Genomic DNA, 24,063 nt, shown 5'->3' with positions numbered 1-24,063 from the left:
GACCAACGATGACCACAAGCAGCAACTCCGCCCGGCAAGCGGCGATGGTATTCGATCTCAACAAGTGCATGGGCTGCCAGACCTGCTCGGTCGCCTGCAAGATGCTCTGGACCCGCGACGAGGGCATGGAGTACCAGTGGTGGTGCACCGTGAACACCCTGCCCGGGCGCGGGCACCCGCGCGATTGGGAAAGCATGGGCGGCGGTTACAAAGACGGCCAGCTGGCGCCGGGGCGCGTGCCCGAACGCGAGCAGTGGGGCGGCGGCTGGAAGTTCAACCACGAGGAGGCGATGTTCGGCGGCAAGGGCCGCGACACCTTCTTGCACCAGCTGGGCGAGGAGCCGAAGTGGGGTCCGAATTGGGAAGAGGATCAGGGCGCGGGCGAGTTCCCCAACTCGTACTCCTTCTATATGCCGCGGCTGTGCAATCACTGCACCAAGCCGGCCTGCGTCGAGGTCTGTCCCGAGGGCGCGATGTACAAACGCGCCGAAGACGGCATCGTGCTGCGTGACGAAACCCGCTGTCGCGGGCACCAGGCCTGCGCGGCGGCCTGCCCGTACAAGAAAATCTATTTCAACCACGTCACCAAGGTCAGCCAGCACTGCATCATGTGCTTCCCGCGCGTGGAACAGATGGTGGCGCCGGCCTGTGCCCGCCAGTGCCCCGGCCGGGCGGTGTGGTTCGGCATGCTCGATGACGCGGACGGTCCGGTGGCCAGGTTGGTGGGCAAATGGGAAGTGGCGCTGCCACTGCATCCCGAGTACGGCACCGGCCCGAACGTGTACTACATCCCGCCCATCGGCCCAGCCCCGCTGGATAGGGACGGGAACTTCGATGAAGGCACCCCACGGATTCCGACCGAGTATCTCGAAAAACTGTTCGGCTCCCAGGTGCGCCGCGCTTTGGCGACGCTGCAAGGCGAGATGAGGAAGGTGCGAGAAGGCGGCAAATCGGAGCTGCTCGACACCTTGATTGCCTACTGGTGGAAGGACATGTTCAAGCCTTACGACCGCGACCCCGCCGAAATTCGCTGGAGTTGAGCCAGGAGCGCCGGCGGGCGCACGGAGGACACGATGTCACAGACAGATACAGCGGGCGCAACCATCGGCTTGGACGAGCAAGCCATTCTCGACGAGGCGTTGCGTCAAGCGAGCCGCGCGCGCTGGACTGACGATTCGTTCCTCGCCCCCATGCGCGTACTGCTGCGCTCACTGGTAGAGGAAGCGCACCTCAACGCCGCCGGCCGATTCTCGATGCGCGCGCGGATCGTCGATCTGCTGGTCAACCGCTTCCGCTTGGAGGAGCACCTCGAACGCCATCCCGAGATTCGCGACGAAGAAATCCGCGCTCCTTTCGTCATCGTCGGTCTGGCCCGGACCGGCACCACCATGCTGCACCGCCTGCTGTCGTGCGACCCCAACACCAACGCCGTGGCCTGGTGGGAGAACCGCAATCCGGCGCCGTTCCCCGGCAGCAAGTGGGGCGAGCCCGACCCGCGCATCGCCGCCGCCCACCAGCAAGTGCGCGCCATTCTCGAGGCCGTGCCCGCGCTGGCCGCCATCCATCCCTGGGACCCCGAAGGACCCGACGAGGAGATCCTGCTCTTGGAGCACTCCTTCTACAGCACCGTGCCGGGATCGATGGCCCATGTGCCAACCTATGATTCCTGGTCCAAGCAGCAGGACAACACCGGCGCTTACGAGTACCTCAAGCTCATGCTGCAATTTCTCCAGTGGCAGAAGCGCCAAGCCGGCAGAGTCGGGCGGCAATGGGTGCTCAAGACACCCCACCACCTCGGCTTCGTCGAGTACCTGTTCAAGGTCTTCCCCGACGCCCGCGTCATCCAGACTCACCGCGACCCGCTCCAGACCATCCCGTCGATCACCAGCATGTACTACTCGCTGTGGCAGCTGGCTTGCGACGACGTCGACCCGCTGGTGGTGGGCCGGTACTGTCTCGAGCACTGGAGCCGCGCGCTGCATCACTGCATGCAGGTGCGCGACCCGATGACGCACGCTCCTTTCATCGACGTTGACTACCGGGCAGTGGTGCGCGACCCGATCGCCGAGGTCGGCCGCATCTACGACTTCCTCGAGCGCAAACTCACGGCCGAGGTGGTCAAGGAGATGCAGTGGTGGGTGGAGGAGAACCGCCGCGACAAGCGCGCTCCGCACGAGTACTCGCTGGAGAAGTTCGGATTCACCGAAGCCGAAATCCGGCGTGAGTTCGCCGACTATCGCCAGCGCTACATCGGCAGTTGAGCGCCGCCGTGATCACTTCCAGTAAGTACCGGCCAGCATCGCCTCGAGCGTGGCCCGGTGCATGATGAGGTCGTCAACGTCCTCAGGCATCGTGGCTTCCCCGAAGTGGATGGCGCGGCGTTGGATGCGGCTCATGATGATGCCGTGCCGCAGGGCCGCATACATGGTGTAGAAGTCGAGATCACGGGGGGTGTGGCCGCTCAACGACTCGTAGGTGGCGGCGACGTCATCGCGCCGCAAGAAGTGCGGCATCCCCGGCAAGCCCATCTTCGCGGCGATGTCCTCGAAGAAGCGGTGCATGAAGATCATCCACCCGAGATCCAGCTCCCGGGGGCCGAGCGCAGCCATCTCCCAGTCGAACACCGCCACCGGCTCGAACTGCCGGTACATGATGTTGCCGATCCGGGCGTCGCCCCAACTCAACACCGTCTCCCCCTCGTCCTTCGGCCAGTGCTCTTGCAGCCAGGTGAAGCAGCGCTCGATCAGGGGCACGCGCAAGTCTTCCCTAACCCATTCGTAATAGGCCCACAGCTCTGCGACCTGGCGTCGCAACGCGGTCGGCTCTGGCTGCTTGGATTGCAAGAAGGCAAAGGTGCGCTCCGGCTGCGCGATCTCATGCAGCCGGGCGAGCACGTTGACGCTGGATTTCTGCAACCGGGCCTGCTCCTCCGCCGTTGCTTCACTCACCCAACTGCCGAAGTTGTAGGGCATGATGTCGGGCGGCACCTGACCTTCGACCCGCTTCATGACGAAGAAGGGGGCGCCGAGCGGCCCGCTGTCGGGCTCGGACCAGTACACGTGTGGTACCGGCACCGTGGTATTGGCGCCGACCAGCCGCATCACCTGGAACTGGCACTCGAGGTCGTAGACCGGGAAGACCGGCACGGCCGCGGCATCCGGCGCCACGCGAGCCACCAACGATTCGGTGCGTGTGCGACCTTGCTCGCGCCAGTTGGCGCCGAACAGCACCGTTTCGCTCGACATGCCGTTGGAGGAGGGCACCTCCAGCGCCGACACCTGCGGCGCGGACCCGGGCGGCAACTTGCTGGCCAACCAGCTCTCCATTCGGTGCTTGAGATCGGCAAGGTCACGCCGCGATGCCTGCGGCCGAGCCACCTCGCCACCCTGTGCCGGCGGCCGATTGTCTTGATCGTGCACTGTGCTTCCTCCTTACGGCTTACAATTGAACGGCAAACTCTGCGCGAAAAGAGCGGCGGCCAGCCCCTAGCTTGGCAATGGCGGCAGGGGGGCGAAATCACGCAGCCCGGGCGCAATCACCAGCGTGCGCCCGGCCAGCGTGTCATCCGATATCAATTGGAGCACCCCATCGGCGACCTCCTCGGGCTCGAGCAGCGGCAGCTCGGCGGGCGGCTTCTCCCTGGCGCTCTGCCGCGCCCGCTGCAGCATTGGGGTATTGACGCCGCCGGGGCAGATGCAGTTGATGCGGATGTTCTCGGCCGCCAGCGGCGCCAGCGATTGCGTGAACAACACCACTGCCGCCTTGGTGGCGGCGTAAATCGGATCCGGTGCCCAACCGACCAGGCCGGCCAGCGACGAGGTGTGGACGACGGCGCCGCCGCCGCGGCGGCGTAGCAGCGGCAAGGCCAGCTGAGTGGCGAGAATTACCGCTCGCAGGTTGATGTCAATGACGCGCTGCCACTGCTCCAAGCCCGCTTCCGGGTAGCCTGGATCACCCGTAGTGATGCCGGCGTTGTTGTGTAAGATGTCCAACCCGCCGAAGCGGCCGCCGGCGAAATCCAGCATCGCGGCCACCTCCGCCGGGCGCGCAACGTCGGCACCGAAGGCGGCGGCAGCGGCGCCGGCTTGCGCGATTCGCGCCGCCGTCTCGCCGGCACCGCGCTCGTCAAGATCGACGACGACAACCCGCGCGCCCGCTTGAGCCAGGCGGATTGCCGTGGCGCGTCCGATACCCGAACCGCCGCCGGTAACCACTGCGACCTTGCCGTTGATGTCCATCGGCTCTCCTCGCCATCGTCTACCAGTTGGGCCGATCAACGCAAGCTGTCACGCGGCCGAGAAAAATCGCCGGCCGTGTCTTGCATTCGGCTGCAAGCACACGCTATGCGGGGGCGTAGAGGTACGACATGGTGGGCAAGAACCCGCGGGAGCGCTTCGCCGAGTTGGCGCGCAAACCGGAGGAAGACATAGACCTGGCGGAGGCCGCGCTGGTGATAGCCGCCGAGGCTTACCCCGATCTCGATATCGCCGCCTATCTGCGCCGGCTCGATGCCCTGGCCGATGAGGCCCGCCGCTTCGTGACACCGGCGCGCTCCGACCCCGAGCGCATCGAACGGCTCAACCACTTCCTGTTCGTCGAGAAGCGCTTCGTCGGCAACCGCCGGCGCTACTACGACCGGCGCAACAGCTTTCTCAATGAAGTGCTCGACCGCCACACCGGCATCCCGATCACCCTGGCGCTGGTGTACATCGAGGTGGCGCGGCGGCTCGGATTGCCGGTGCACGGTGTCGGCTTTCCGGGCCACTTCCTCGCCAAGTACGTCGGCGACCAGGAGATCATCATCGACGCATTCCACGGGCAGGTGCTCACCGAGCGCGACTGCGCCGAACGCTTGCAAAGCGTCCTCGGCCCCGATGCGCCGTTCGATCGCAGCTACCTGCAGCCGGCCGGCGCGCGTGAGATCCTGGTGCGCATGCTGCGCAACCTCAAGCAGGTTTACATCAACGCCGAGGAGTTCGAGGCCGCGTTGTCGTGCTCCGATCGCATTCTGCTGCTGCTGCCGGAGGCGGCCGAAGATCTGCGCGATCGCGGTCTGATCTACCAGCGGTTGGAGTGCTACGGGGCGGCGCTGGCCGATCTCGAGCGCTTCCTGCGCCTGGCGCCGGACCACGAGACTGCCGAGGCCATCCGCGAAGACCTCTTCACCGTGCGCCGCCAAGCGGCCCAGATCCACTGAGGCGACGCGGCGGCGTTGTTCACGCCGCCCACTGCTCCGACAGCCGCCAACTCGCCGGGCGCGATGTGCGGGCTGTGCTTGATGGTGAAGCCGAGGCGCTTCAACCAATCGAGCGCGGCGTCCTCGACGACGGATTCGGAGAAGCGGCTCATGCACCTCTCCGTGTGCTGTGGCGCCGGTTGTAAAGGCGCTCGGTGAAGCCGCCTTCTTTCTCGAACGCGGTGGCCTGCGCTGCGAGCTGCCGATCGAGCAGGCCGCACGCCACCGCGATGAGGACGAGCGCCGCGTTGGCGGCGAGTTCTGGGTAGCTCGGGGTGGACGCTGTGGACGAAATGGACCCAGTGGACCCAAGCGGATCTCGGGCCTGTCCACTTTGTCCATGCCGTCCACGTAGTCCATGTAGTTCTCTCGCCCACTCCGCCACCGCATCCGCGGTGGCGGGCCGCCTCCGGATCAGCTCCGCGCGGCGCGGGTCATCGCGCGGCCAGATCGGGTGGCCGTGTTGCCGGAGGAAATCCTCGTAGTCGAGGCGCAGCTCTTCCAGGCTGGCACGCGCCACGTTGGTCAGCTTCAGCTCCATTTTCTTCGAGGTGCCGCTGGCCTGGCTGCCCTCGGCGATGTTCTGCACGCCGGAGCGCGCCGCCTGCACCATCTGATCGTGGGTGCGGCTGCGCAGCGAGATGTAGCGATCGCAGAACCGCACCGTGACGTCGTAGACCAGCTGCGCCACACTCCGCGGCGTCCATGCTGCCGCGCAGCGCGTCGGCCATCTGCCACAACTCGGCTTCGTAGCCGACGTTGGCGCCGGTGGCTTGCTACCCTTGGTGCCGTCAAGGGTTGGGCCCAGTACCACACGCGATCTTTGCGCCATGCGGCTGGGGTGCATTAGCACTGTGCTACTGATGCATAAGGCGGCCGTTGCATGCGCGCGTCGCCGCGCCAGGGGTTCCGCAGCGCGGTGGCGCGTGGTATGCCGTCCACCGACGCCCTCTCCTAGAGGGGAGCGGTGAGAGCGAGCGGACCCGTAAGGAAGGTGGAATCATGGCACGCAAGAAGATCGCCCTGATCGGGGCGGGCATGATCGGTGGCACCCTGGCACATCTGAGTGTGCTCAAACGCCTCGGGGACGTGGTGCTGTTCGATGTCGTCGAGGGGCTGCCGCAGGGCAAGGCGCTCGACCTGCTCGAAGCCGGGCCGATCGAAGGTTTCGATGCCGCGATCGTGGGCACCAACAAGTACGACGACATCGAGGGCGCCGACGTCTGCATCGTGACCGCCGGCTTGCCGCGCAAGCCCGGCATGAGCCGCGATGATCTGCTGTCGGTGAACTCCAAGATCATGAACGACGTGGCCACCAACATCCGTAACCGCGCCCCGAACGCGTTCGTGATCGTAATCACTAACCCGCTCGACGCGATGGTGACGGCAATGAAGCGCATCAGCGGCTTCCCCAAGCAGCGCGTGGTGGGGCAGGCGGGCGTGCTCGACTCGGCGCGCTATCGCACCTTCGTGGCGATGGAACTGGGGGTCTCGGTGCAAAGCGTGACCGCGATTGTGCTCGGCGGCCATGGCGACGATATGGTCCCGGTGCGCAGCTACTGCCAGGTCGGCGGCGTGCCGGTCGAGAAGTTGATTTCGGCGGCACGGCTCGATGCCATCGAGCAGCGCGTGCGCCAAGCCGGCGGCGAGATCGTCAACTTGCTCAAGACCTCGGCCTTCTATTCGCCGGCACACGCGGCCATTCAGATGGCGGAGGCCTACCTGTTCGATCGCAAACAGGTGCTACCCTGCGCGGCACTGCTCGAAGGCGAGTACGGCGTCGACGGCTTCTACGTCGGCGTGCCGGTGGTCATCGGTGGCGGCGGGGTCGAGCGCGTGGTCGAGATCGAGCTGACGGCGAGCGAGCGTCAGGCGCTGGCGGTTTCGGTCAATCACGTGCGCGAGCTGGTGGAAGCCACGGAGAAGTTCTTGCCCCAAGTCTAGCGGCCAGGCCGAAGAGTGGTTGCCGCCGCCGGATTTCGAGCAGGCACTCTTCTGCTCTTGGCAACGAGATTTCATTGCGCTGTTCTTGAAGTTTGCGAGGGGGCTCACTAAGGAGTGCCGAGAAGGGACCCTGATGGCGATGGATCGGGATCGAAGACATTTCCTCTTGCGACGTTTACACAGCCTGTCGGGTTTGCTGCCGATCGGCTTCTATATGCTGTTCCATGTGTTCCTGGCCAACGCGGCGGTGTTGGCCGGGCCGCAGCGCTTCGATGCGGTGGCCGAGTCGCTGGAGTCAGCTCCGTGGTTCCTGTTGCTGCTGATCGAGATCTTCGTCTTGTGGATCCCGATCGCTTTCCACGGCATCTATGGTGCTTTCATTGTGGTGGAAGCTCAGCCCAACTTCAGCGACTACCCGTACGCGCGCAACGTGTTCTACACCATGCAGCGGGTGACCGGCGTGATCGCGCTGTTGTTCCTGGTGTTTCACATGTACACCACCCGCTTCTACAACTACTTCTTCGGCGTCCCGATCAATTACGCCACGATGCACGACTGGGTCAGCAACCCGCTGGTGTTCGCCGTGTATCTGGTGGGGGTGTTGTCCTGCGTCTTCCATTTGACCAACGGCATCTCGACCTTCTGCATCACCTGGGGCATCACCGTCGGCGTGCGGGCGCAGCGGGCGGTGCAGGCGGCGTGTACGCTGGCGTTCGTGGCCCTGGGCGCATCGAGCCTGATGATCGTGGCGGCATTCCGCTGATCGCGTACGGCGGCGGGCAAAGGATTGAAGCTATGGCGGATGAACGTCTCATCGTCGTCGGTGGCGGCTTGGCGGGGTTGATGACTACGGTCAAGATCGCGGAGCTGGGCGTGCCGGTCGACCTCTTTTCGGTGGTGCCGGTCAAACGCTCGCATTCGGTTTGCGCGCAGGGCGGCATCAACGCCGCGGTGAACTGGAAGGGCGAGGGCGACACGCCTTGGGAACACTTCGACGATTCGATTTACGGCGGCGACTTCCTCGCCAACCAACCGCCGGTCAAGGCCATGTGCGAGGCCGGGCCCGGCATCGTCTTCTTGCTCGATCGCATGGGCGTGACTTTCAATCGCACGCCGGAGGGCTTTCTCGATTTCCGGCGCTTCGGCGGCACCAAGTACAACCGCACCGCCTTTGCCGGCGCCACCACCGGGCAGCAGCTGCTCTATGCGCTCGATGAGCAGGTGCGCCGCCACGAGGTGGCGGGCTTGGTCCGCAAGTTCGAAACCTGGGAGTTCCTCTCCGCGGTGCTCGACGAGAGCGGGCGCTGCCGCGGGATCATCGCCATGAATCAGCGCACCATGGCGGTGCAGGCGTTCCCAGCTGCGGCCGTGATGCTGGCTACCGGCGGGCCCGGCATCATCTTCGGTAAGAGCACGAACTCGATGGTGAACACCGGCGCAGCGGTGGCTGTTGCCTACCAGCAGGGCGCTACCTATGCCAACGGCGAGTTCATCCAGGTCCACCCGACGGCGATCCCGGGCAATGACAAGCTGCGGTTGATCTCCGAGTCGGTGCGCGGCGAAGGCGGCCGGGTGTGGACCTACCGCGACGGCAAGCCGTGGTACTTCCTCGAAGACATGTACCCGGCCTACGGCAACCTGGTGCCGCGCGATATCGCTACCCGCGCTATCTTCAAGGTCGTGTTCGAAATGGGCCTCGGCGTCGACGGCGAGCCGCAGGTCTTCCTCGACGTCACCCATATCGACGCCCGCACCCTCGACCGCAAGCTTGGCGGCGTGCTGGAAATCTACGAGAAGTTCGTCGGCGATGACCCGCGCAAAGTGCCGATGAAGATCTTCCCCGGCATGCACTACTCGATGGGCGGACTGTGGGTCGACTACGACCACATGACCAAGATCCCGGGCCTGTTTGCCGCCGGCGAGTGCGACTATCAGTACCATGGCGCCAACCGCCTCGGCGCCAACTCGCTGCTCTCTTGCCTGTTCAGCGGCCAGGTCGCCGGCCCGGCGATGGTGCGCTACGCCCACGCTCACTCCGGCGACGGCGCCGAGCGCACGCTCGATCTGGAGAAGAAACGGCAAGAGGAAGCTTTTGCCAAGCTCGCCGGCATGAACGGCAAAGAAAACGTTTACAGCATCGCCAAGGAGCTCGGCGAGTGGATGACGGCCAACGTTACAGTCATTCGCGACAACGCCAAGCTGCGCGAGACCGACAACAAGCTGCTCGAGCTCAAAGACCGCTGGGGTCGCATCGGGCTCAACGACAAGGGCAAGTGGGCCAACCAGGAGATTTCCTTCGTCAAGCAGATGTGGGGCATGCTCGAGCTGGCGCGGGTGATCACCCTCGGCGCCCTGCGGCGCGACGAATCCCGCGGCGCGCACTACAAACCGGCGTTTCCCGAACGCGATGACGTTAACTTCTTGAAGACCACGATGGCGCGGTGGAGCTCCGATGGCCCGCAGTTCAGCTACGATCCGGTCGACACGTCGCTGATCAAGCCGCGCGCGCGCAAGTACGACGTCGACAAGCAAGCCGCGTGAGGGGTGGATGGAAACGCGCGCAATCGTTTTACGAGTCAAGCGGCAGGACGCAGCCGACGCCGCGCCCTACTGGCAGGAATTCGAAGTCCCCTACAAGCCGCAGCACAACGTGCTGTCGGTGCTGATGGAGATTCGCCGCAACCCGGTCACCCGCGACGGCAAGCCGACCACGCCGGTGGTGTGGGAGTCGAGCTGCCTCGAAGAGGTGTGCGGCGCTTGCACCATGGTCATCAACGGCCGCGTGCGCCAGGGCTGCACCGCCCTGGTCGATCAGCTCGAACAACCCATCCGGGTCGAGCCGATGACCAAGTTTCAGGTCGTGCGCGACCTGATGGTCGATCGCAGCCGGATGTTCGAGGCGCTCAAACGGGTGCAAGCATGGATCCCGATTGATGGCACCTACGATCTCGGCCCCGGGCCGCGGATCTCCTCGGCCCAGCAGGAGTTTGCCTACCTGCTGTCGCGCTGCATGACCTGCGGTTGCTGCCTAGAAGCCTGCCCGCAAGTGAACGAGCGCTCGCAGTTCATGGGCCCGGCCGCCATGGCGCAGGTGGTGCTCTTCAACCTCCACCCGACCGGAGCAATGAACAAGGACGATCGGCTGGCGGCGGCGATGGGCGAGGGCGGTGTCAGCGACTGCGGCAACGCGCAGAACTGCGTCCAGGTGTGCCCGAAGGAAATTCCGCTCACTACCGCGATCGGGGAACTGGGGCGCCAGGTGACGATCAAGTCGATTAAGGACCTGCTCTGGCGCTAGACGCCGGTCGTGCGAGCTACTTACCCCGCCCCGAGCCTCCCGCCGGGGCGAGCACTTAATCGCGCCGACGGCGGGCAAGGATTGGTATGAACATTCACGAGTTTCAGGCGAAAGACATTCTGCGAAAATACGGCGTAGCGGTCCCAAACGGGAAGCCAGCAGCCAGCGGCGAAGAGGCGGCGGCGATCGCGCGTGAGTTCGGCGGCGTCTGCGTCGTCAAGGCACAGATCCATGCCGGTGGCCGCGGCAAAGCCGGCGGCGTCAAGCTGTGCCGGACGCCGCCGGAGGTCCACGACTTCGCCAGCAAGCTGATCGGCAGCACCCTGGTGACCCACCAGACGGGACCGGCCGGCCGCGTCGTGCGCCGCGTGCTAGTGGAGCAGGGCAGCGAGATCGCCCGGGAGCTGTACCTGGGCATGGTCATCGACCGCGCCACTGGCCGGCCCGCCATGATGGCCAGCGCCGAGGGCGGCGTCGAGATCGAGGAGGTGGCCGCCCGCTCGCCCGAGAAGATCCTGCGCGAGTCCATCGACCCCGCCGTCGGCTTGCAGCCGTTTCAAGCGCGCAAGCTCGCTTTCGGCCTCAAACTCGAGGGACCATCGGTGAACAAGGCGGTCGCCTTCATGAACGGGCTCTATCGCGCCTTCATCGACTGCGATGCCTCGATGGCCGAGATCAACCCTCTGGTCATCACCAAGGCCGGCGAGGTGATCGCGCTCGACGCCAAGATGGGCTTCGATGACAACGCGCTCTATCGCCACGCCGCTATCCGCGAGCTACGCGATCTCAACGAGGAAGATCCCAAAGAGACCCGCGCGGCCGAGCACGACCTCAGCTACATCTCGCTCGACGGCAACATCGGCTGCATGGTCAACGGTGCCGGTCTGGCAATGGCGACCATGGACATCATCAAGCACTCAGGCGGCGCGCCGGCCAACTTCCTTGACGTTGGCGGCGGCGCGACCACCGAGAAGGTAGCCGAGGCGTTCAAGATCCTGCTCTCCGACCAGAACGTGCGCGCGGTGCTGATCAACATCTTCGGCGGCATCATGCGCTGCGATGTACTCGCAAGTGGTGTGGTAGAAGCTGCTCGGCAGGTGCATCTGTCCGTGCCACTAGTGGTGCGCTTGGAAGGCACCAACGTCGACATCGGCAAGCGCATCCTGGCCGAGTCCGGCCTCAACATCATCGCGGCCAACGATATGGCCGATGCGGCGCGAAAGGCCGTAGCTGCTGCCCAAGCGGTCGCTTGAGCGGACGAACTTCACGGCCGCTGTGGGTAACCTGTGGAGCAAGTGCGCGGAGGGCTTCTCTAATTAGGCCCCGGCTGCATTGCCTTCATTATGATCACCGAGAGGTCTGGCAAATCATTCATGAAATCATGGGCCTGCTTCTGATTGTTCGCATCGAGCGGCAGGCTTGATCAATTTATAGCCGAATTCCCTTGCCGCAAGGGCGATTGTGGATAAAGAGTGCGACGCGGCCCCGCGGGAGGGCTAAGTGCACCGGTTCATGAGTCCTCGCAGGCGCAAAAAGAGGTAACGGCCGAGGCCCAGCGTGCGAGACTCCCAGGGGCTGACTGGGACGGTGATTTGAATCGCTGCAACGCTTCCCGGGCATGCTGAGGCGGCGCCGTCTGTTGAAGGCAAAGGCACCGTCTCGAAGCATGCGATCTTGCCAACGGTCATTCGGCTCTAGTTCCTGCGTCCGCCAGCGCGCGGTTCTTGGTGGAGGCACTTACGTGCCTGGCGACCATCTCTGCTGCGCCGATCTCGGTTGGGTGGCGCTTGCTGTTGCGGAACAAATGAAGCGCTTGGTAGGAGGCCGCGTCTTGTAAGCGGCCGTCTCGAAGCACGTTCTGAATTAGCTCGAAGGGGGTGTCCGTTTCCTCGTGGTCCTTAACTCACTAACTCGCAGACTCTCTCACATTGGGCTAGGCCGCCTTGGCCTCCAGCGATGCCAGGACGCGGCGGACCCCGTCACGCCGGCGCAGCCGCCGCCGAATGGCAGACGGGGACAGTCCGAACTGGCTGCAGACGTGGTCGAAGCTGAACGCACTGGAATCCGGGCTGTAATTGAAGAAATAAGCTTCCGCGTCGGCGCGCACCGCCGGGCAGTTGTGCGCCAAGTCGGCGATGGCTTGCTCCAGCACGGCCAACATCAACAGCTCTTCCGCTTGCAACGTGCGTCCCGCGGTTTCCGGCGTCAGGGGTTTGATTCGACCCATGGTCCCATCCTTTCATCACTCCAAGAGAGGCGGACAGCAATGACAATGCCACGAGCGACAGCGCCGCAACTTGCCGCCCACGACCGTGAGTGAATTGGGAGATGCTGTGCCGGCGTTCAGTTTCGTTAACGGCCAGGCAAAAAAGTACGACCTCGGGGAGACCCGAGGACAGATGATACGAGCGCTAGCTAGTACGTGGCTCTCCCGATATGCCGTGCGGTGGGACGCTAGAGATCCTTACCGGCCGCGAGGGCAGCCCCGAGCACCTGGGCCAGTTGCTCGGCGAGCCAGCGGCGCAGTTCCGCTAGCTCGCAGCCTGCCGCCGCGGCGTGGCCACCGCCCGCAAAGGCTCGGGCGAGATGCGACAAGTCGATTTCACAATCCGGCGAGCGCCGCAGGCTGACCGAAAGGCTGCGGGCATCAAACAGGGCGAAGACCGTGCGCCGGGTCTGCTTGCCCCAGGCGTCGGCAACCTCGCTGGGGTAACCATCACACAGAGCGGTGACGAGGGTAATGTCGCGCCCGGCGATCGCTTGGCTCACGCGGCTTCCCTCCGCCACCGCAAAGCTGTGGCGGAGTTCTTTGTCGAGACGGGCGGCCGCCTCCTGCATGCGGGGAGTGTAAGTTGCCGCGCGATCGATGGTCAGCAGATCTTCATATGCCGCCATGCCCCCGATGGCGCGAACAGTCAAAGCCAATTCACGCGAACCCGCAACGCGATGCAGCCAGCGGTCGTTGTCGTCTGCCATTGCGACTATCGGGGCGAAGTCCTCAAACAGCTGGTTTCGTTGGCCATCTCCCTCCAGCCGCGCGCGCAGATACTCGTAAGTGAGCCGTGAGGCGGCGAACTCGTCGCGTACCACGGAGCCGGCAAAGGGGACCCGCACTTCGCCCGCGGCGACTCGTTCGATGGCGGTGCGGTGGTGATCGATCCAGTAGATCTTCACCCCGCGTTCGGCCAAGTTCCGCAGGTGGGCATCGACCTCGGCTTTGGTCCACGAGATGTCGGTAATCCAGATCTCGTGGGCAGCTTCTGCGGGTTCACAACCAAGCGCGAGAATCGTCTCGTCGACCTTCTGATTGCTGGCGAAACAGGGGATGACCTCGGCGTTGCGGTAATAGCGGGCGACGGCTACCGCCGCAGCTACCCCGTCAAGGCAGTGCGGGCCGTGGCTGACTACGTGAATGATCTTGGGCTTCTGTTCGGCGCTCATGATCCATTATATGCAGACCGCGAGCGCGCCGAAAAGCTTGCACGGCGCGGCCTGGGTGATCCTCTGCTGATCTTTGGCTGGTGCTTGAACGCCAAGCGGCCGTGCGATAGGCGCACTCTGCCGGGAGGGCATGGTGGCGAAACGAGCAGTGGCAAGACCGTCCGGCGCCCGCCGGGCGCTGGTGACGGGCGCGTCAGCTGGCATCGGGCTGGCCTTTGCCGAGCGGCTGGCGCGCGAACACTACGACTTGATTTTGGTGGCGCGCAACGCCGAGCGCCTCGCGGCGCTCGCCCAGGGGCTGCGCCAGCGCCACGGGATCGCGGCTGAGCCGCTCTCGGCAGACCTCACCGACAGCAGCGAGCTGCGTGTCGTGGAGCAGGTCATCGCCGGCGACCAGCAGCTCGAGCTGCTGGTCAACAACGCCGGCTTTGGCACCGTCGGGCCGTTCGTACGCCTCGATCCCGACCGCGAGGAGGCCGAGGTGAAACTCAATGTGCTGGCGTTGACCCGGCTGACTCGGGCGGCGTTACCCGGCATGGTGGCACGGCACCGTGGCGCCATTATCAACGTCTCATCGCTGGCCGCGTTGCAGCCGACCCCCTTCAACGCGACTTACGCTGCGACCAAGGCATTTGTGAACAGCTTCACCGAAGCGCTGCACGAGGAACTACGCGGCACCGGGGTGCAAGTGCAGGCGCTGTGCCCGGGCTTCACCCGCACGGAGTTCCAAGAGCGCGCCGGCATCGACACCTCGCATGTCCCATCGTTCGTGTGGATGACGCCGGATGCGGTGGTGGCAGCCTCATTGGCGGCGTTGCAGCGCGGCAGCCTGATTTGCATCCCCGGCCTAGGCAATCAGGTGCTGGCCGCCGCCGCCAACGCCGCCCCCCGCAGTCTGGTGCGCCGGCTGGCCGGGATGATCATCAAGCCGTAGCCGGGCGCGAGCGGCGGCGATCAACTGGTTGCGGTTTCCCCGAGCGCCTCCTCCAGTAGGCTCAGTGCTCGCTCGCATTCCTCCTCGGTGATGATCAACGGCGGTGCCAGCCGAATCACGCTGTCGCGGTGCAGCGTCCAGTTCACGATCAGGCCGCGGTGGAAACAGGCACGGGCGAAGCGCTGGGTGGCGCCGGCGTTGCGGAATTCGAGGCCCAGCAACAGCCCCCTGCCGCGCACGGCGCGCAGCACGCCACCCGCGTGAGCGGCGAGGCGCGCGCGCCAGTATTCGCCGAGATCAGCGGCGCGCGCCGGTAGTTGTTCGCGCAGCAGCACGGAGAGCGCGGCGAGCCCGGCAGCGCACGACAGCGGGTGGCCGCCGAAAGTGGTGACATGCGCCAGCGGCGGATCGTGTGACAGCGTGGCCATGACTTCGCGCCTTCCGATGAATGCCCCCAGCGGCATGCCCCCGCCGAGCGCTTTGGCTAGCACCAGCAGATCGGGCGTCACTCCCCAGTGGGTACAGGCAAACAGCGCCCCCGTGCGCCCAAAGCCGGTGATCACTTCGTCAAAAATCAGCAGCGCCCCGACCTCGGTGCAGCGGTGCCGCAATGCAGGCAAGAAAGCCTCCTGCGGCACGCGCACCCCGCCCTCACCTTGAATCGGCTCGACGATCACCGCGGCCACCGATTCGTCGATGCGGCGCAAGCCTTCGAGGTCGTCGAAGGGGAGCAAACGAACGCCCGGCAGCAGCGGCTCGAATGGTTGCCGGTAAATCGGATTGCCGCCGACGGACAGCGATCCGAAGGTGTCGCCGTGAAAGCTGCCGTCGAAGGCCGCCAAGTTCGCGCGTCCGGTGAACTTGCGCGCCGTCTTGAGCGCGCCTTCCACCGCTTCGGTGCCGCTGTTGGTGAAGTACGTAACCTCTAGATCACCTGGCGTGACTTCGGCCAGGCGCTGGGCCAGTGCCACCTGCGGTGCGATGATGGCCTCGCCGTATACCATGACGTGCAAGTAGCGCGCAGCCTGCTCCTGCACGGCGCGGACGACTTCGGGATGGGCGTGGCCGACGTTGGCGACGCCGATGCCGGAGAGCAGATCGAGGTAAGCACGCCCGCGCGTGTCCCAGACGGTGGCCGCCGCGGCGCGGTTGACAGTGATAGCGAGGGGCTCGGGCGAGGTCTGGCAAACGTGGCGCAAGAAAGCCGCGCGCAACTCCTCACCGGTCGTTAGGTCATCGGCCATTGCACCCTCACGCCTGCCCGATGCCGGAAAACGGCGCGCCGACCCACTGCGCCACGCGCGGCCGGCCGCCGGGGCGCCAGGTGAGGTCGGGCCGCTGCATCTCACCGAGCGGGCAGAGGCGATGAACACCCGCCCGTGTCAGCAAGGCGCTGAGATCGGCCTGGCGCGCCGGCGGCGCCGCCAGGCCCGCCGCCTCGAGGTACGGCCGCGCGGGTGCCAGCAGCGGCGGCAGCTCGGCAAGCGTATCCACCGGTTTGACCCAGACGGTTCGGTTCAGCGGTGTGGGCACAAAGGCCGGCTTGGCGTCGTAGACGACGGTCCCGCCCGTCCCACCCGGTGACACGAGCACCAGCACTTCTTCGCCACGCACGGCGCGCCACTCGGCCTCCTGGCGAAAGCGCAGCACGCCTGCAGCATCCTCAACGCTCAGTTGCCGCGGCGGCAGCTCGATCGCGGCAAGCTCCAGCTGCCGGCAGAGTTCCGCAGCAAAGCGCTCCACCCCGAGTGCACCGCCACGCTCGACGTAGACGAGCTGTGGCGAGAGACAGCCCTGTTGGTCCCACACGGCGACATCATAGGCCAGGCGAGCCGCGATCGCTTCAGCCTCTTGCCGCGCTTCCCGGGCGATTACCGCAAAGCTGATGCGGTGCCCATGCCCGATGAACCTACCAGGGACTCGCCGGGTGATGTCGGCAATGGTTGCGTCATCGCCCGCCGCCACCACCAGGTCGGCCGCGGCAAAGGCCGCGACTTCGACATCGACACGGCCGCCCATCCAGTACAACGACGCCGCACAACTGCCCAGCTCACCGTCGATCGCACGCAGCGATTCGATGAACAGCGGCGGAAACACGCGATCTCCGCGGCTTTCCTTCACCAAAGCCGCCGACTTGACCGCCAGCGAGAGCGCGATCGGCACCGCCGCCAGGGCTGGGATATTGCCGGACACGATGTGCAGCATGAGCGGCGGGCCGCTGATACGATCTAGCACCGTCCGCTCTGCGAGTTCGGTGTCGAGCAGTCGGCCGATAGCGTCGCCGCGCAGAGGTTCGAGCAACAGCCTCAAGCCATGGCGAATCATCGGCGCCGAAAAACCGGTGGCTGCGGGCAGCGCCGCTTCCGCCCGCCGCCGCCAAGGGGAGTCCGGGTGCAACCACGCTTCGACGGTCTCGGCCAACACCCGTAAGATATCCGCAATCGGCCGTGGTGCCAGGCATCGCAGGCCGGTGGCTCTCAGCCGTTCGGCCACTTGCCTCACGGTCGCCGCAGAGGCGATCGGGCTGGGCGCTGCCGCTTCTGTCGTGGTGTGCGTGGGATTCATTGCCGGGACTCCGCCGCTGCGTCCCACTCGGCGGCGCTAAGGGAGCAGCCGCGGGTTGCGGCGCCGGTGGCTCGACCCACGATCACAAAGCCGTCGCCGGCCTGGCGGCCAATGTCTTCCGTCAGCACGGCCAGCGCGGTACCGGCATTGGCGAGGTCGTAGACGCAAACCAGGCCACGTTCACCCGCCGGCACATCATCCAGCGTGGCCGGATCGAGCAGCCGCACGCGCGCCCACGGCGGTGCCACCAAATACCGCGGCGCGAAATGCCCGCGCCAACGATTGCTGATGACGTTTTCATAGAACTGGGACGACAACTCCGCCATGCCGTATTCGTTGACGCAGAAATAGCCGGGGATGGCGAAGGTGTTCCAGCACGCCCGCAGCAGGCCGCGGCGCGACAGCGGCCGCGGTGCCCCCTTGTGGCCGCCGGTGTCCATCAGACGCGAGCCGTGGGGCAGGCGAAAGCTGACTCCGCCGACGGCGCAGTGGTCAAGCAAGTAAATCAACGCGGCGGTGGTGGCCAGCAGGCAGATCGGGTTGCCGCTGCGCTCAGCCGCACGTAAGGCAGCAGCGCAGGCGGTGTAGTCAATCCCGGCCGCTGAGGCGGCGTAAATGCTGCCGTCGGCCGGGTACTCCTCCATCGCCCACGCCACCATTTGTGACAGCGACGAATCCGGCATCGCCGCAGGTGGCGCGATCAATGAGACGATCGGCACCCGCTCGAGATCGGGCCACAAGAAGCGGCGCAGTCCGCCGACGGCCGAGGCGTGGTATAGGCGCACGTCCGGCAGGGCGTGCCGCCCGCGGCGCTGGTGGCCGCGGCTGGTTCCGGTGGTTAGAAACACACGCTGCGGCGCGGCGCAGGCGAGCTCCGTCTCCTTGAACGCCAGCACCGGCACCGGCGGGATCTCGCGCCATGAGCGAACCGCCGCGATGCCGGTGCCGCGCTGTTCGCAGTAGCGCCGGTATGGGGCGATGCCCTCGAATTGGTGGCGGAAGACGGCCAGCGCCAAGGTCTCAAAATTGCCCTCCTGCCCAGAGATGAAACGGAGGACGGCATCGTGAACCGCGTGCACGCCGGGACGATAGCACGCCGGCCGGGGCGGCCAAGGGCTCGTGGCCAGGTTGCCCAGGTAGTGGCCGGGTGTTGACTCCCGTGCTCGGGCATATCACGATCGTGCGGACCGTTGAGACGGACGATGACCAAGACCTGGGTAGGCATCATTGTTGGCGTGTGCGTCGTGATCACCCTCGCGATCGCGGCGCGCCATTTTCGAACTGGCGGAGGTGATGAACCGGGCCGGGCGCGGGTGCCGATCGCGGTTCCGGCCGGCGGCGCGCTCGCAGAGCGAGCGGGCGGCTGGAGCACGCGTCAGAACACCGGGGAGGCGGGCCAAACCAGCGGCGCAGTAGCGGCGCGCGGCGGAGCCCAGGGTGAGCGAGGCAGTGGCCCCGGCGCCGCGGAGTCGGGCGGTGGCGCTGCCACGGTTATCACCGGCGGCCGCCGCGCTGGTGATGCCTTGGGCGCCAGCGGCAGCACGGCGTCCGAGGAAGGAGCGATTCAGATCGCGCGGCCGCGCGAGCCCGGGGTCCGTTTCGAAAGGCCAGGCGGCCTCGGCGGCGATAGGCCGGGCGAGAGCGTTGTGCGCGGCCAGCCGCTACCTCAAGACGCGGCCGAAGAGGGTAAGGAAGAGGACCCCAACGGGCCGGTGTTGTCGTTGTCGCTCCAAGGAACCACCGAGCCGGATAAGGGCGATGCCCCGGTGGTAGCGGAAGGTGTCAGCTTTGAGAGTGAAGACGGGGCCAAGTTCTCCACCGATGCCCAGTTCGCGGTTCCGAATGCCGGCGGGATCACCGGCGAAGCCGGCACTTTCGCGTTCACGATTCAGGGCGAATGGCCGGGCAATGACAATACCGATGCGTCCTTCGTGCAGCTGCGCACACCCAATGAATGGAACAACCGCATCCAGGTCACCAAGAACGGCCAGTGGATGCGCTTTCTGTTCACCGACGACACCGGGATGGAGAGCGGCGTTGGTGTGCCCATCAATTGGCAGCCGGGCGAAACCCACAACATTGCGACGACCTGGGGCGAGGACCCGGAAACCGGCCAAAGACTGACCCGACTCTACATCGATGGCCGGCTGGTCGGGCAAAGTCCGTACAACGGCAACTTCGTGCCCCCATCCGGTCCGCTCTACATCGGCTCCGATCATCCCGGCGGGCAACCGGGTGCACGTGGCACAATCAGTCGGTTTACCGCTTACAATCGACTCTTGGGCCCGGACGAGGTGCGCGGGCTGCAATAGGCCCACCGGCATACTCTTATATCCATCGCGGCGCCGTCGAGCTGACGGCGAACGGCGCGAGCAGAACTTGGCCGAAAAAAAGGGGCTTCCTCCCGCTCGGAAAGGAAGCCCCTTGAGTTTTATTCGGAGTCTTGGCGGTGCGGCTACATCATGCCGCCCATGCCCCCCATACCGCCGCCCGGCGGCATGCCCGGGGCTGCGGACTTCTCCTCGGGCTTCTCGGCCACCATGGCCTCGGTAGTGAGCAGCAGGCCGGCCACTGAGGCGGCGTTCTGCAACGCCGTACGAACCACCTTGGTGGGATCGACAATGCCGGCTTTCATCAGGTCTTCGAACTCCTCGGTTGCAGCGTTGAAGCCGAAGGCGCCCTTGTTGTTGCGAACTTTGTCGAGCACGATCGAGCCTTCCCAACCGGCGTTGTTGGCAATCCAGCGCAGCGGGTCTTCGAGCGCGCGGCGGACGATGTTGACGCCCACTTGCTCCTCGTCGGCCACCTTTACCTTGTCGAGGGCTTGCATGCTGCGCACCAGGGCCACACCGCCGCCGGGTACGATACCCTCTTCGACGGCCGCGCGTGTGGCGTGCAAGGCGTCTTCGACGCGGGCCTTCTTTTCCTTCATCTCGACCTCGGTGGCCGCACCGACGCGGATGACGGCGACGCCCCCGACCAGCTTGGCGAGCCGTTCTTGCAGCTTCTCGCGGTCATAATCCGAGGTGGTCTCCTCGATCTGAGCGCGGATCTGCTTGATGCGGCCTTCGATGTCGGCGCGCTTGCCGGCGCCGTCGACGATGGTGGAGTTGTCCTTGTCGACGACGATACGCTTGGCGCGGCCGAGGTCATTGAGGGTGACGTTCTCCAACTTGATGCCCAGTTCCTCGGCGATCACGCGCCCGCCGCTGAGGATGGCGATGTCTTCCAGCATGGCCTTGCGGCGGTCGCCGAAGCCAGGGGCCTTGACGGCGACGCAGTGCAGTGTGCCGCGAATCTTGTTCACCACCAGTGTGGCGAGCGCCTCGCCCTCGACGTCCTCGGCAACGAGCAGGAACGGCTTGCCGGTGCGGGCAATCGCTTCGAGTACCGGCAGCAGATCTTTCATCGCGGAGATCTTCTTCTCATTGATGAGGATGTAGGCGTCTTCGAGCACCGCCTCCATCTTCTCGGGGTCGGTGACGAAGTAGGGCGAGAGGTAGCCGCGATCGAACTGCATGCCCTCGACGACATCCAGCGCCGTCTCCAGGCTCTTGGCCTCCTCGACCGTGATCACGCCTTCCTTGCCGACCTTGCTCATGGCCTCAGCGATGATCTCGCCGATAGCAGTGTCGTTGTTGGCGGAGATGGTGCCGACCTGAGCGATTTCCTTCTGGTCGCGGGTGGGCTTGGAGAGGCCCTTGAGCTCACCGATGATGGCCTCGACGGCCTTGTCGATGCCGCGCTTGATGCTCATTGGATCATGACCGGCGGCGACCATTTTGGCGCCTTCGGCATAGATCGCCCGGGCGAGGACGGTAGCCGTGGTGGTGCCGTCGCCGGCGACGTCGGAGGTCTTGCTGGCGACCTCTTTCACCATCTGGGCGCCCATGTTCTCGAACTTGTCTTCGAGTTCGATTTCCTTGGCGACCGTCACTCCGTCCTTGGTGATATTGGGGGCGCCGAAGGATTTCTCCAGGACCACGTTGCGGCCCTTGGGGCCCAGGGTCACCGTGACCGCGTCGGCGAGGATGTTGACGCCGCGCAGAATTCGATCGCGAGCGTCCTGGCCGAATTTCAACATTTTTGCAGGCATTGGTCGTTCTCCTCTCGATTAATTGCGGGTGCGCGCTCGCGGGTTCAGCCCTCGACGATGCCGAGGATGTCGTCCTCGCGCATGATCAGGTGCTCTTCCCCGTTGAGCTTGATCTCGCTGCCGGAATACTTGCCGAACAAGATCTTGTCGCCAACCTTCACTTCCGGGGCGATGATTTTGCCATCATCGGAGACCTTGCCTTTGCCCACCGCGATGACCTTCCCCTCCTGCGGCTTTTCCTTCGCCGTGTCGGGGATGATGATGCCACCCTTCGTCTTCTCTTCCTCGGCGATGCGCTTCACGATGACGCGATCCTGCAGTGGCCGAATTTTCATGTTCCTCTCCTTTCCTCCTACGACATTCCTAATGTCCGAATTTGAGCCGATGATTTGCGACCGCTGCAACGCTACGGTCAGAAAACCGGCGAAACGTTAACCACCGGCCCCCCTTTGTCAAGGGGCCTAGGCCCGGGTCTTGCGCAGTTCTTGGTCGAAATACTGCCGGTAGAGCACGTCCCACTCACGGCTGCCCGGCGGTACCTTGCGCGACAAGGAGGCGATCTTATTGCGCACCGCGGTGTCGATTCGGCCCATGGCTTCGTCCTCTTGGTTCAGGAGGCGCTTGAGTTCGGCCAGAGCCAAGCGTTCGTTGACCACCTCCACGAGGCCCTCACTGCGCAAGACACGCAGGATTTCGTGGGCCAAAAACGATACCCGCGCTTCGGACAGTTTCTTCATCTACTAGAGAGGAAAATTCCGCTCGCGCGCCAGCCGCTCCATGATCCCGCGCACGATCCGCCGTTGATCCATCCCGGTCATGCTGCGCGCATGAGCCGCCGCCAGCCGCTCGGCCTCGGCCTCCAGCGCCGTTTCACCGGCGAAGTTCTTCTCCAGGACCTCGCTCACTCGGGCGGCAATCTTGGCCTCGTCTGCCTTGATCCGGACGATCTCCTGCCCCAAGAGGCCCCGCGCTATCAGCTGGGCCATGCGCCGAATCTCTTCCTCGCGGGGCACGGCCGCATTCCTACCTGCATTGGCGGCGGTGTGCAACACAGCCCCCCGTGCCCGGCTTGCCCAGCAGCGCGGGCGACGATCGAGGCGACAGTATTCGTAGCGCACGCCGCCGATCACGACCGGGCAGGCGACCGAGCCGTCGGGTGCCCCGTAAGACGCCTGATTCCGCCAGCTTGGGCGTATGACCGGGGGCCGTCGGGGTGGCAAGAATGAATGGGCGGCTCAGTCCCTTGCCGCTCTTGGGCGCCCCGTACGGACTTGACCTCGGACACTACATACCCCCGCCCCGTGCAATCAGGGTGCTTCAAAGCCCCGAACTTCTCTGCTACGGAACCGGCATGAGCTTCTTGACGCAGTGGGTGGCGCGGCGCAACGGCGGCATGGCCGTGGCTTTCGAGAAATTCACCGCGCCGCTGGAACGGGCGGGCCTGGCGGCGATCCGGGCAAGGCTGGCGGGCACCCTGTACGGTCGCATCATCGAGATCGGCTGTGGCACGGGGTTGAACTTTCCCCATTACACGGCTGATGCGGAGGTGGTGGCGATCGAGCCCATGGAGGACTACCGCTTGTTTGCGGCCGAGCGTGCCAAGACAGCGGCGGCGCGGATCACCGTGGCCGAGGGCGATGCTCAGGCACTGGCGTTTCCCGATCACAGCTTCGACGCCGGCATCGAGACCCTCGCCTTCTGCTCCGTACCCGACGCGGCCAAGGGGCTACGGGAGCTGCGCCGGGTGGTCAAACCCGGCGCCCCGGTGCGCTTTTTCGAGCACGTGCGGAGTGAACACGCCGCCGTCGCGCTGGTACAGGACGTGGCCAATCCGTTGTGGCGCTGGCTGATGGACGGCTGCAACCTTAACCGCGACACCGTCGCCGCTATTCGCGCCGCCGGCTTTACCGTCGAGGCGGTCGCGGTGCACGACCTGCGCGTGCCGCACACTCCGCGCTTTCCGATGCGTGAGATCCAAGCGCGGGCGTAGGCAAAGGCCGCGCGCTCGCCGGCGGCGTTCGCCAACGTCACCACCAGCCCTGCCCGAACACGGCGTAAAGCATCCGGCCCAATGCTACCGCCGCCGGATCGCCGGGCTGGGCCGGGCCCTGGGCGGCTTCGACCGCGACCAATATCTGCTCCCAACCCGGCGCCTGAAAGCGCTCGCCGTGACGCAGCGTAAAGCTCAGCTCGACCCGATCGCCCGGCTTGACCCGCCCGAACGCGAACGTGCGCACCCCACCCGCTTCACTGACAGTGACCGGTCGATCGACCTTGCCGAAGTTGCGCACGGTCACCGGCAGCAGCGCGGCTCGCACCACATCCGCCCGCAGGCGAATGCGAACATCCTCCTGCCCCTCGCTGCCGGTGTTGCCGACCTCGATGATGTAGATGGCCAAGCAGCCGCTGCTCAAGCAGGTCCGCAACGGGGGGCGCGGGCTGTACAGCACTTCGTGCGCGGGCCGCGAGAAGATCGAGGCCCCGCCGCTGCCCAGGGCCAGCAATCCTATCGCCATCAGCAGCCAGCGGAATCGGCGCAGCATGCACCG

At 65.5% G+C, this 24,063-nt stretch carries 23 protein-coding genes and 1 pseudogene; 11 read left to right on the top strand and 13 right to left on the bottom strand.

From position 1 onward, the window contains the following. Positions 1-8 precede the first annotated feature (8 nt). Both HY699_21010 and HY699_21005 read left to right on the top strand, forming a co-directional pair. Entirely contained in the window at positions 9-1,040 is a 1,032-nt protein-coding gene (locus HY699_21010) for a respiratory nitrate reductase subunit beta (protein MBI4518287.1), read from the top strand. A gap of 33 nt (positions 1,041-1,073) precedes the next feature. Further along, a complete protein-coding gene (locus HY699_21005; GenBank protein ID MBI4518286.1) occupies positions 1,074-2,261 on the top strand; it encodes a sulfotransferase in 1,188 nt (395 codons plus the stop codon). Positions 2,262-2,273: 12 nt separating this feature from the next. Here HY699_21005 and HY699_21000 read toward each other — a convergent pair whose 3' ends face one another. Further along, positions 2,274-3,326 carry a phosphotransferase family protein gene (locus tag HY699_21000; protein MBI4518285.1) on the bottom strand — a complete coding sequence of 351 codons (1,053 nt, stop codon included), beginning with the start codon at positions 3,324-3,326 and terminating at the stop codon, positions 2,274-2,276. A gap of 159 nt (positions 3,327-3,485) precedes the next feature. After that, the gene (locus HY699_20995) at positions 3,486-4,238 is read right to left on the bottom strand and encodes an SDR family oxidoreductase (GenBank protein MBI4518284.1); all 753 of its coding nucleotides are present in this window, start codon (positions 4,236-4,238) and stop codon (positions 3,486-3,488) included. 128 nt (positions 4,239-4,366) lie between these two features. Between HY699_20995 and HY699_20990 the strand changes: the two genes are divergently transcribed. Further along, positions 4,367-5,197, top strand: a complete 831-nt coding sequence (locus tag HY699_20990; GenBank protein MBI4518283.1) for a tetratricopeptide repeat protein — start codon at positions 4,367-4,369, stop codon at positions 5,195-5,197. 148 nt (positions 5,198-5,345) lie between these two features. On the opposite strand, the pseudogene HY699_20985 reads toward HY699_20990, so the two are convergent. Then, positions 5,346-5,927 (bottom strand): annotated as a pseudogene (locus HY699_20985) (four helix bundle protein). 311 nt (positions 5,928-6,238) lie between these two features. Between HY699_20985 and mdh the strand changes: the two are divergent. The 5 genes from mdh to sucC all read left to right on the top strand — a co-directional run bounded on the left by mdh (position 6,239) and on the right by sucC (position 11,731). After that, positions 6,239-7,180 (top strand): malate dehydrogenase, encoded by a 942-nt coding sequence (gene mdh / locus HY699_20980; protein MBI4518282.1) that lies wholly within the window; start codon positions 6,239-6,241, stop codon positions 7,178-7,180. Between the two features lie 133 nt (positions 7,181-7,313). Then, positions 7,314-7,943 carry a succinate dehydrogenase gene (locus tag HY699_20975; GenBank protein ID MBI4518281.1) on the top strand — a complete coding sequence of 210 codons (630 nt, stop codon included), beginning with the start codon at positions 7,314-7,316 and terminating at the stop codon, positions 7,941-7,943. Between the two features lie 32 nt (positions 7,944-7,975). Beyond that, positions 7,976-9,721: a succinate dehydrogenase flavoprotein subunit gene (gene sdhA / locus HY699_20970; protein MBI4518280.1), complete on the top strand. Its 1,746-nt coding sequence runs from the start codon at positions 7,976-7,978 to the stop codon at positions 9,719-9,721. Between the two features lie 7 nt (positions 9,722-9,728). After that, the gene (sdhB, locus tag HY699_20965; protein ID MBI4518279.1) at positions 9,729-10,478 is read left to right on the top strand and encodes a succinate dehydrogenase iron-sulfur subunit; all 750 of its coding nucleotides are present in this window, start codon (positions 9,729-9,731) and stop codon (positions 10,476-10,478) included. Between the two features lie 86 nt (positions 10,479-10,564). Continuing rightward, positions 10,565-11,731, top strand: coding sequence for an ADP-forming succinate--CoA ligase subunit beta (sucC, locus tag HY699_20960; GenBank protein MBI4518278.1), 1,167 nt, complete (start codon positions 10,565-10,567; stop codon positions 11,729-11,731). Positions 11,732-12,411: 680 nt separating this feature from the next. Here the strand turns inward: sucC and HY699_20955 are convergent. Both HY699_20955 and HY699_20950 read right to left on the bottom strand, forming a co-directional pair. Then, a complete protein-coding gene (locus HY699_20955) occupies positions 12,412-12,705 on the bottom strand; it encodes a hypothetical protein (GenBank protein ID MBI4518277.1) in 294 nt (97 codons plus the stop codon). 227 nt (positions 12,706-12,932) lie between these two features. Beyond that, positions 12,933-13,919 (bottom strand): hypothetical protein, encoded by a 987-nt coding sequence (locus HY699_20950; protein MBI4518276.1) that lies wholly within the window; start codon positions 13,917-13,919, stop codon positions 12,933-12,935. Between the two features lie 130 nt (positions 13,920-14,049). Between HY699_20950 and HY699_20945 the strand changes: the two genes are divergently transcribed. Beyond that, complete coding sequence (locus HY699_20945; GenBank protein ID MBI4518275.1) at positions 14,050-14,853, top strand: SDR family oxidoreductase; 804 nt, start codon at positions 14,050-14,052, stop codon at positions 14,851-14,853. Between the two features lie 20 nt (positions 14,854-14,873). On the opposite strand, the gene HY699_20940 is transcribed toward HY699_20945, so the two are convergent. From HY699_20940 to HY699_20930, 3 genes are read right to left on the bottom strand one after another with little or no spacing between them, the layout of a single operon-like run. Then, positions 14,874-16,097, bottom strand: a complete 1,224-nt coding sequence (locus HY699_20940; GenBank protein MBI4518274.1) for an aspartate aminotransferase family protein — start codon at positions 16,095-16,097, stop codon at positions 14,874-14,876. 7 nt (positions 16,098-16,104) lie between these two features. Next, complete coding sequence (locus HY699_20935; protein MBI4518273.1) at positions 16,105-17,418, bottom strand: hypothetical protein; 1,314 nt, start codon at positions 17,416-17,418, stop codon at positions 16,105-16,107. Further along, positions 17,415-18,497 carry a long-chain fatty acid--CoA ligase gene (locus tag HY699_20930; protein ID MBI4518272.1) on the bottom strand — a complete coding sequence of 361 codons (1,083 nt, stop codon included), beginning with the start codon at positions 18,495-18,497 and terminating at the stop codon, positions 17,415-17,417. Before HY699_20930 ends, HY699_20935 begins: the two co-directional genes overlap by 4 nt. A gap of 123 nt (positions 18,498-18,620) precedes the next feature. On the opposite strand from HY699_20930, the gene HY699_20925 reads away from it, so the two are divergent. Further along, positions 18,621-19,730: a LamG domain-containing protein gene (locus HY699_20925; protein MBI4518271.1), complete on the top strand. Its 1,110-nt coding sequence runs from the start codon at positions 18,621-18,623 to the stop codon at positions 19,728-19,730. Between the two features lie 143 nt (positions 19,731-19,873). Here the strand turns inward: HY699_20925 and groL are convergent, their stop codons facing one another. The 4 genes from groL to HY699_20905 form a co-directional block, all read right to left on the bottom strand. Beyond that, on the bottom strand, positions 19,874-21,514 hold the full coding sequence (gene groL / locus HY699_20920; protein ID MBI4518270.1) for a chaperonin GroEL: 1,641 nt from the start codon (positions 21,512-21,514) through the stop codon (positions 19,874-19,876). Positions 21,515-21,558: 44 nt separating this feature from the next. Next, the gene (gene groES, locus HY699_20915; GenBank protein MBI4518269.1) at positions 21,559-21,849 is read right to left on the bottom strand and encodes a co-chaperone GroES; all 291 of its coding nucleotides are present in this window, start codon (positions 21,847-21,849) and stop codon (positions 21,559-21,561) included. Between the two features lie 126 nt (positions 21,850-21,975). Then, on the bottom strand, positions 21,976-22,251 hold the full coding sequence (locus HY699_20910; protein MBI4518268.1) for a DUF507 family protein: 276 nt from the start codon (positions 22,249-22,251) through the stop codon (positions 21,976-21,978). 3 nt (positions 22,252-22,254) lie between these two features. Beyond that, positions 22,255-22,500 (bottom strand): DUF507 family protein, encoded by a 246-nt coding sequence (locus tag HY699_20905; GenBank protein MBI4518267.1) that lies wholly within the window; start codon positions 22,498-22,500, stop codon positions 22,255-22,257. Between the two features lie 365 nt (positions 22,501-22,865). On the opposite strand from HY699_20905, the gene HY699_20900 reads away from it, so the two are divergent. Further along, complete coding sequence (locus HY699_20900) at positions 22,866-23,504, top strand: class I SAM-dependent methyltransferase (protein ID MBI4518266.1); 639 nt, start codon at positions 22,866-22,868, stop codon at positions 23,502-23,504. Positions 23,505-23,541: 37 nt separating this feature from the next. Here the strand turns inward: HY699_20900 and HY699_20895 are convergent, their stop codons facing one another. Continuing rightward, on the bottom strand, positions 23,542-24,057 hold the full coding sequence (locus HY699_20895; protein MBI4518265.1) for a hypothetical protein: 516 nt from the start codon (positions 24,055-24,057) through the stop codon (positions 23,542-23,544). Positions 24,058-24,063 lie beyond the last annotated feature (6 nt).

Source organism: Deltaproteobacteria bacterium, assembly GCA_016210005.1.
Taxonomy (GTDB): domain Bacteria; phylum Desulfobacterota; class Binatia; order HRBIN30; family JACQVA1; genus JACQVA1.
This window is presented reverse-complemented; position numbering and strand designations above follow the sequence as displayed.

Bases quoted from the DNA above. Each gene is read 5' to 3' on its own strand.
- sucC (MBI4518278.1), top strand. From the start codon at position 10,565: ATGAACATTCACGAGTTTCAGGCGAAAGACATTCTGCGAAAATACGGC.
- HY699_21000 (MBI4518285.1), bottom strand. From the start codon at position 3,326: ATGGAGAGCTGGTTGGCCAGCAAGTTGCCGCCCGGGTCCGCGCCGCAG.
- HY699_20950 (MBI4518276.1), bottom strand. From the start codon at position 13,919: ATGAGCGCCGAACAGAAGCCCAAGATCATTCACGTAGTCAGCCACGGC.
- sdhB (MBI4518279.1), top strand. From the start codon at position 9,729: ATGGAAACGCGCGCAATCGTTTTACGAGTCAAGCGGCAGGACGCAGCC.
- HY699_20935 (MBI4518273.1), bottom strand. From the start codon at position 17,418: ATGAATCCCACGCACACCACGACAGAAGCGGCAGCGCCCAGCCCGATC.
- groL (MBI4518270.1), bottom strand. From the start codon at position 21,514: ATGCCTGCAAAAATGTTGAAATTCGGCCAGGACGCTCGCGATCGAATT.
- HY699_20900 (MBI4518266.1), top strand. From the start codon at position 22,866: ATGAGCTTCTTGACGCAGTGGGTGGCGCGGCGCAACGGCGGCATGGCC.
- HY699_20895 (MBI4518265.1), bottom strand. From the start codon at position 24,057: ATGCTGCGCCGATTCCGCTGGCTGCTGATGGCGATAGGATTGCTGGCC.
- HY699_20910 (MBI4518268.1), bottom strand. From the start codon at position 22,251: ATGAAGAAACTGTCCGAAGCGCGGGTATCGTTTTTGGCCCACGAAATC.
- HY699_21005 (MBI4518286.1), top strand. From the start codon at position 1,074: ATGTCACAGACAGATACAGCGGGCGCAACCATCGGCTTGGACGAGCAA.
- HY699_20945 (MBI4518275.1), top strand. From the start codon at position 14,050: ATGGTGGCGAAACGAGCAGTGGCAAGACCGTCCGGCGCCCGCCGGGCG.
- HY699_20990 (MBI4518283.1), top strand. From the start codon at position 4,367: ATGGTGGGCAAGAACCCGCGGGAGCGCTTCGCCGAGTTGGCGCGCAAA.
- mdh (MBI4518282.1), top strand. From the start codon at position 6,239: ATGGCACGCAAGAAGATCGCCCTGATCGGGGCGGGCATGATCGGTGGC.
- HY699_20940 (MBI4518274.1), bottom strand. From the start codon at position 16,097: ATGGCCGATGACCTAACGACCGGTGAGGAGTTGCGCGCGGCTTTCTTG.
- groES (MBI4518269.1), bottom strand. From the start codon at position 21,849: ATGAAAATTCGGCCACTGCAGGATCGCGTCATCGTGAAGCGCATCGCC.
- HY699_20975 (MBI4518281.1), top strand. From the start codon at position 7,314: ATGGCGATGGATCGGGATCGAAGACATTTCCTCTTGCGACGTTTACAC.
- HY699_20955 (MBI4518277.1), bottom strand. From the start codon at position 12,705: ATGGGTCGAATCAAACCCCTGACGCCGGAAACCGCGGGACGCACGTTG.
- sdhA (MBI4518280.1), top strand. From the start codon at position 7,976: ATGGCGGATGAACGTCTCATCGTCGTCGGTGGCGGCTTGGCGGGGTTG.
- HY699_20905 (MBI4518267.1), bottom strand. From the start codon at position 22,500: ATGGCCCAGCTGATAGCGCGGGGCCTCTTGGGGCAGGAGATCGTCCGG.
- HY699_20995 (MBI4518284.1), bottom strand. From the start codon at position 4,238: ATGGACATCAACGGCAAGGTCGCAGTGGTTACCGGCGGCGGTTCGGGT.
- HY699_20925 (MBI4518271.1), top strand. From the start codon at position 18,621: ATGACCAAGACCTGGGTAGGCATCATTGTTGGCGTGTGCGTCGTGATC.
- HY699_21010 (MBI4518287.1), top strand. From the start codon at position 9: ATGACCACAAGCAGCAACTCCGCCCGGCAAGCGGCGATGGTATTCGAT.